Source organism: Rhodococcus sp. EPR-157, from assembly GCF_001647195.1.
In the GTDB taxonomy this organism is placed as follows: domain Bacteria; phylum Actinomycetota; class Actinomycetes; order Mycobacteriales; family Mycobacteriaceae; genus Rhodococcoides.
The window spans coordinates 1-5,791 of sequence record NZ_LVCV01000511.1 but is presented as its reverse complement, the minus strand read 5'-3'; the positions used below and the strand labels follow the sequence as shown (position 1 = coordinate 5,791).

At 63.5% G+C, this 5,791-nt stretch carries 5 protein-coding genes; all 5 read right to left on the bottom strand.

Translation table 11 applies throughout. From position 1 onward, the window contains the following. The coding region (locus A2J03_RS23105; protein ID WP_269455238.1) for a beta-ketoacyl synthase N-terminal-like domain-containing protein at window positions 1-1,175 on the bottom strand (1,175 nt) is incomplete at its 3' end. A 26-nt stretch (window positions 1,176-1,201) separates the two neighbouring features. Continuing rightward, window positions 1,202-1,807, bottom strand: a complete 606-nt coding sequence (locus tag A2J03_RS23100) for an SGNH/GDSL hydrolase family protein (protein WP_068378634.1) — start codon at window positions 1,805-1,807, stop codon at window positions 1,202-1,204. Then, a complete protein-coding gene (locus A2J03_RS23095; protein ID WP_068378628.1) occupies window positions 1,804-3,039 on the bottom strand; it encodes an NAD(P)/FAD-dependent oxidoreductase in 1,236 nt (411 codons plus the stop codon). Before A2J03_RS23095 ends, A2J03_RS23100 begins: the two co-directional genes overlap by 4 nt. 147 nt (window positions 3,040-3,186) lie before the next feature. After that, on the bottom strand, window positions 3,187-4,875 hold the full coding sequence (locus A2J03_RS23090; protein WP_068378623.1) for an AMP-dependent synthetase/ligase: 1,689 nt from the start codon (window positions 4,873-4,875) through the stop codon (window positions 3,187-3,189). Window positions 4,876-4,956: 81 nt separating this feature from the next. Further along, a partial coding sequence (locus tag A2J03_RS23085; RefSeq protein WP_068378621.1) for a LysR substrate-binding domain-containing protein occupies window positions 4,957-5,791 on the bottom strand: 835 nt, incomplete at its 5' end.

Here is a 5,791-nt window from a genome sequence, read left to right as displayed (position 1 = left end):
GCATACGACGTCTCGTCACCGGCGTCGCGCAACAAACCACCGAGCGCTTCGATTTCCGTTCGGTCGCCGACAGCAGTACCGGTCGCGTGCGCTTCGAACAATTCGACCGAGGCAGGTGAGCACTCGGCGTCGGCGTAGGCGCGGTCGAGCGCGATCCGCTGGCCTTCCGCGCGCGGGGCGTAGATGCTTTTGGACCGCCCGTCGCTCGACGAGCCGAGGCCACGGATGACGGCGTAGATACGGTTGCCGTCGCGCTGAGCGTCCGACAGTCGGCGGAGCGCAACCATGCTGATGCCCTCGCCGAGCAGCGTGCCGTCGGCTTGTGCAGAGAAGGGGCTGATCTGCCCGGTCGGCGACAGTGCGCCGACCTTGCTGAAGCACATGTAGATGAAGATCGAGTTCTCGGTGTCCACACCACCGGTGATCATCGTGTCGGCTCGGCCGTCCAGCAGTTCTGCGACAGCGGTCCGCAACGCTGCGAGTGAAGCGGCACACGCGGCGTCCACCGTGCAGTTGATACCGCCCAGTCCGAACCGGTTGGCGACGCGGCCCGCGACCACGTTGGCGAGCAGACCGGGGAACGAATTCTCTTCCCACGGCGCAAACGCTGCGGTGAACTTGTCGGCGATCGCGTTGACGTCCTCGGTCGACAGTCCACAGCTGCGCGCCGCTTCTTTCAGGATCGGCGTGGACAACCGAGCGGCGAGCGGATGCATCAGCGGAACCGGTCCGGTCGTGCCGAGGACGACACCGGTGCGAACAGGGTCGTACCAGGACGATCCCGTCGCGCCGGCGTCGATCAGGAGATCACGAGCAACGCCCAAACTGAGCGTCTGCATCGTCGACGTCACTTCGAGCTGGTTGGGCGGCAATCCGAATTCGAGGGGATCGAAATCGACATCGGGGAGAAACGCTCCACGGCGGGAGTAGGTCTTGTCCGGGGCAGTCCTGTCGGCGTCGAAATAGTCGTCGAGGCTCCACCGAGACGCCGGAACCTCCTCGGTGCAATCGACACCGTCGACGATGTTCTGCCAGTACTCCCGGTGGCTCGTGGCTTTCGGGAACAATCCGGACATTCCGACGATCGCAATAGGGTTGCGAGCGAGTCGACGGTCTTCGAAGATGTCGGATCCGGTAGTGGATTCGGCGGTCACGATGGTCCTCTCGGGTTTCATGCGAAGTGACGTGCGGCGAGCGAATATCAGGCTGCGAGGGTGGTGGCAGTCGTCTGGTAGACGAGTTCCACTGCGGAGGCGGCGAACTCACGATGGCCGGTCGAGCTCGGGTGGAGGCCGTCGGAGGTCCACATCTCGCCCTCCGCCCACTGGGGGGATGCGGCGATGTCGAGAAGAAGCGTTCCCGTGGTGCGGGTGACCTGGACGAGTGCGGCGTTCGCTTCGGTGAAGCGCTCGCGCAGCAGTTCCCGGAACTGGTCCGGCACCGGCAGCCTCGCTGGGATGTCCGGGTACGTGGCGGTGAACACTGTTGCGCCGCCGGTACGCAGCTTGTCGAAGATCGCGTGCAGGTTGTCCTCGAACCGCGGCCGTTCGTAGTCACTCACCAGATCGTTGACTCCCACGACGACACCGTAGAGCGAGGAACGGGTCGCAAGCGCACCGGGAAGCTGCACGTCGAGGACATGTGTCGTCGTGGCGCCGTGTGTGCCGAAGTTGCGAACCTTGTTGCCACGCAGCCCTATTTGTCCTGCGAACCGCGGGACCCAGCCGCGGAAGCCGCCGCCCTCGACCGGGTCGCCCCGGCCTTCGACGAAGCTGTCGCCGACGACGGTCAGAGTCGCGGTGCTCACGCCGACGTCAGATGTCGGTCGCCGTGCGGAAGGTCCACTTCCGCGTACAGATCGGCGAGATTGGCGGGTGAGAAGAACTCCTCACCGGGGATACCTCCGGCGATGAGCCCGAAGAACTTCTTCGTGTACGCCGGACTCTTGCTCGCTGCACGGAAGACCGAGTCGTAGTACGGCGTCAACTTCAGGTCGGAGATACTGGTGGTCAATTCGTACGTGCCCGCGCTCTGTTCGTCACGAGTATTCTGGTAGTCCTCGAGCGCATCGATCATCGGCCGCGAACCGCTCAGACCTTCGTGTACGCGCTCGGAGAGCAGCTCTGCGTACTTGAACGAGTCGGTAATCCCCCACCCGGTGAACGGATCCTTGTGGTAGCCCGCGTCGCCGACCAATGCCCAGCCGGGACCGAACGAGCGTCGGTAGAAGTTGTCCGGGTAGAGCATCGGACGGAACGGCTCTTCACGAACGGCGCTGTCGCGCAATTCTTCACCGTACTTCGGGTCGACTGCGTCGACGATCTCCTGCATGCCGCCATCGGGGTCGCCGCGGAAGTCGCGGAACCGGTCGCGCTTGCGCATGACGGCGACGAGACTGAGACCGTCGTTGGTGGGCCACGACGCGAACTGCTGCTCGCCGAAACCGGTGCGGTGCTGCATCCCCCAGTCGATCCCGGAGTAGTACGAGTAGTAGATGAAGCAGCCACCGGGCGACGTCTTGTAGATGTCCGCGCCGACTTTGTTCGCGACGGTCGAGTTGGCACCATCCGCGCCGATCACGATCGTGCTGCGGAACTCCTGCTCCGGACCGTCGCCCTCGTGTCCGCGAATTCCTCGCACGACACCGTCGCTGATCACGAGTTCGTCGACGGTGAAGTTCTCGATCACCTCGACTCCTCCTTCACGGGCGCCGTTGACCAAGATCGAGTCCAGGACGGTGCGTCTCGGGCAGTAGACGGCGTCGAGGCCGTCGATCGGGTCTGCGAACCCGTCGAGGGAGATGTCGGTGTAGGAGAAGTTCAGGTGCCGAATCGGCGGGCAGCCGGACTCGATCACCTTGTCCAACAGTCCCCAGTCCTGCAGCCGCGAGAGCCCTGCCTGGTGAATGTAGTGGGTCGAGACCGTGTCGCTCGGGAACGTCGTCCGGTCGACCGCGAGTACTCGATATCCTTTCCGTGCGAGCAACATTGCTACCGAAGATCCTGACACCCTGGCGCCGACAACGATGACGTCGTACATAGTGAATCCGCTCCTGTTCGATCGGTTTTGAGTCTCGTGCTCTCGAATCTCAGTGTTTCTGTCCTAGGGACCCGATGCGTGTCCGAAGAATGGTTCGGCATCGGGCGATCGGTCTGCCCTATAGCCGACCTGGGATCAGTAGGTGTGTTATCGAAGTGTTTGCGGGGTGGCCATGTCGTAGATGTCGGCGATCTCGGCGGCGAACGTCGCTTCGATAGCAGCCCGCTTCAATTTCAGTGACGACGTCAGCAATCCGGAATCGACCGTAAAATCGACTGATAACACACGGAATTGACGAATCGACTCGGCACGCGAGACCAGTGAATTCGCGTCGTCAACGGCCGTTTGCAGCTCGGCGCGTACCAGGGCGTCGTCGAGACCGACCGCTGCCGGGTCGAGGGTGATCAACGCTGCCACGTACGAACGCCCATCTCCGATCACGACCGCGTTGCTCACGAACGGATGCAACCGAATTCGGTCTTCCAGCGGGGTCGGCGCCACGTTCTTGCCACCCGAGGTGACCAGAATCTCTTTCTTACGCCCCGTGATTCGAAGATAGCCGTCGTCGAGCTCGCCGATGTCCCCGGTATGCAACCAGCCGTCGGCGTCGACCGGAGATCGATCCGCTGCGGCACCCCAGTAGCCCCGTGTGACGTTGGCGCCGCGGACCAGAACTTCGCCGTCGGGAGCTATGGCCACGGTAGTTCCCGGTATCGGCCGTCCGACCGTTCCGATGCGATTGGTCTTCGGCTCGTTCACGGTGACCGCCGTTGCGGATTCGGTCATTCCGTAGCAATTGAGGATGTCGACGCCGAATCCTGCATAGAACCCGGCGGTGGAGTCGTCCAACGATGCGCCCCCGGAGATCACGGAGCGCAGACGGCCACCCAGCATGCCGAGCACTGGCCGCGGCGGAACAACGGCCGATGCCTGTTGTCCGGACCTGAGCAGTGTCAATCCGTCGGCCACCGCAGCTTCCTCCGCGCCGCCTTCGAGGTGTGGTCGGGCGGCCTTGCGGATCTTCTCGAGGGCGTACGGAACGAGAGCAAGGAACGTCGGCTTGATCTGCGGCAGCGCGGCAACCGTATCGGGAATACCTGGCAAGAGGTGCGTGTCCGTGCCGCCGTACAGCGTTGCGAACAGAATGGTCTGTCCGAACACGTGGGCCAGCGGCAGTCCCAGCGCGGTCACCGCCTGATCGTCCGCGGTGCCGCCGAACATCTCACCGGCCCGAACAACTGTGTTGGCCGCGGCCGCAAACATGTTGCGGTGACTGAGCATGCAGCCCTTGGCCGGCCCGGTGGTACCGCTGGTGTACACGATCATCGCGAGATCGTCACGATGGACTGCAGCGATGCGATCATCGGGGGCGGTGCGACTCGTGGAACGCGACCACTGTGACACCGTCTCGAACGACCACACCGTTGCCGCACCGGCGTCACTCAGCCGTTCGGCGTCCAACTCGCTCTCGGCGGCGAAGTGGGTGGATCCGGAATCTGCCACGATGTGGCGGATCTGATCTGGGGAGGATGTCGGATACACGGGCACCACGACACCACCGACAGCCAGCACCGCCAGGTCGAGGACGACCCAGTCCAGGCTCGTGCGGCCGAGCACGGCGACGCGTTCGCCCACGCCCACTCCGGCCTCCACGAGGGCCGAGGCAAGATTCCGGACGCGGTCCGCGACCTCGAGGCACGTCAGCGATTCGGAGTGCCCGCTATCTCGTAGGGACGGTCGACCCGGTGTCCGGTCTGCGGCGTCGAAAATGATGGAGGACAGGCCCGACTTCTCGGCCAACTCGACGCCGGGCCCGGAGAACGACTGAGGATTCATGAATACCGATTCAACACGCGCATTTCATGGGCGGCAATGCCCAAAAGACTTGCGCGCCAATGGATATTCCTATCCACGACGTCAGACTGCGAGCCCCACTTCCGACGGACATTTCACGCTCTCCGGAGGCTCGATGCAATCCAGGAAGGAATCGACAGCTGGATTCACTTCACCGGCGCGCCAGACGGCGTACAGGTCGATGACCGGAACTGGGTCGAACAGCTTCACGGCAACCGAGTTCGCCCCGACCGCTCCCATTCCCACCGAGGTGGCCCGTGGAAGGGATGCGAACCCAACGAGCGGTTTGACCGACACGACGTGTGCCGTTGCACCCGGATCGTCGGCGGTCTGGGCGATCTTCAGCGCGATCTTGTTGTCCGCAGCCGCGGACAGGATCGAGTCGTACATCGCCGGGCACTGCTCGCGTTCGAACAACACGCACGACTGGTTGGCCAATTCGGCAAACGGCACGCCAGGCCGACCCGCCCACGCATGGCCTTTGCCCACCACCGCGACAAGGGGAACCCGATGCAGGACCCGCCGATGACGGAACTCGGCAGTGTGCGGATGACCGTAGACAAGAGCGACGTCGAGAACTCCGTCCGCCAACGCCGAGAGCTGCGGACCGGTTCGCTTTTCCCACAAAGAGACCACCAAGTCGGGGTGTTCCTTGCTCATCTTCGCCAATGCGTACGGCAGGACGTGCCTACTCGCCGGAAAGTTGTACCCAACGTTGAGCGATCCCGATCGCCCAGCGGCCGTCGACTTCGCGATGCTCGCGGCCTTGTCCATCTGTTGAACGATCAAGCGTGCCTGCGTTACGAATTCCTTGCCCGCCGACGTCAGCTTGACCTCGTGCGAGTTGCGCGCCACCAACATGACGTCCAGAGACTTCTCCAGCTTCTGCAGCTGCGCA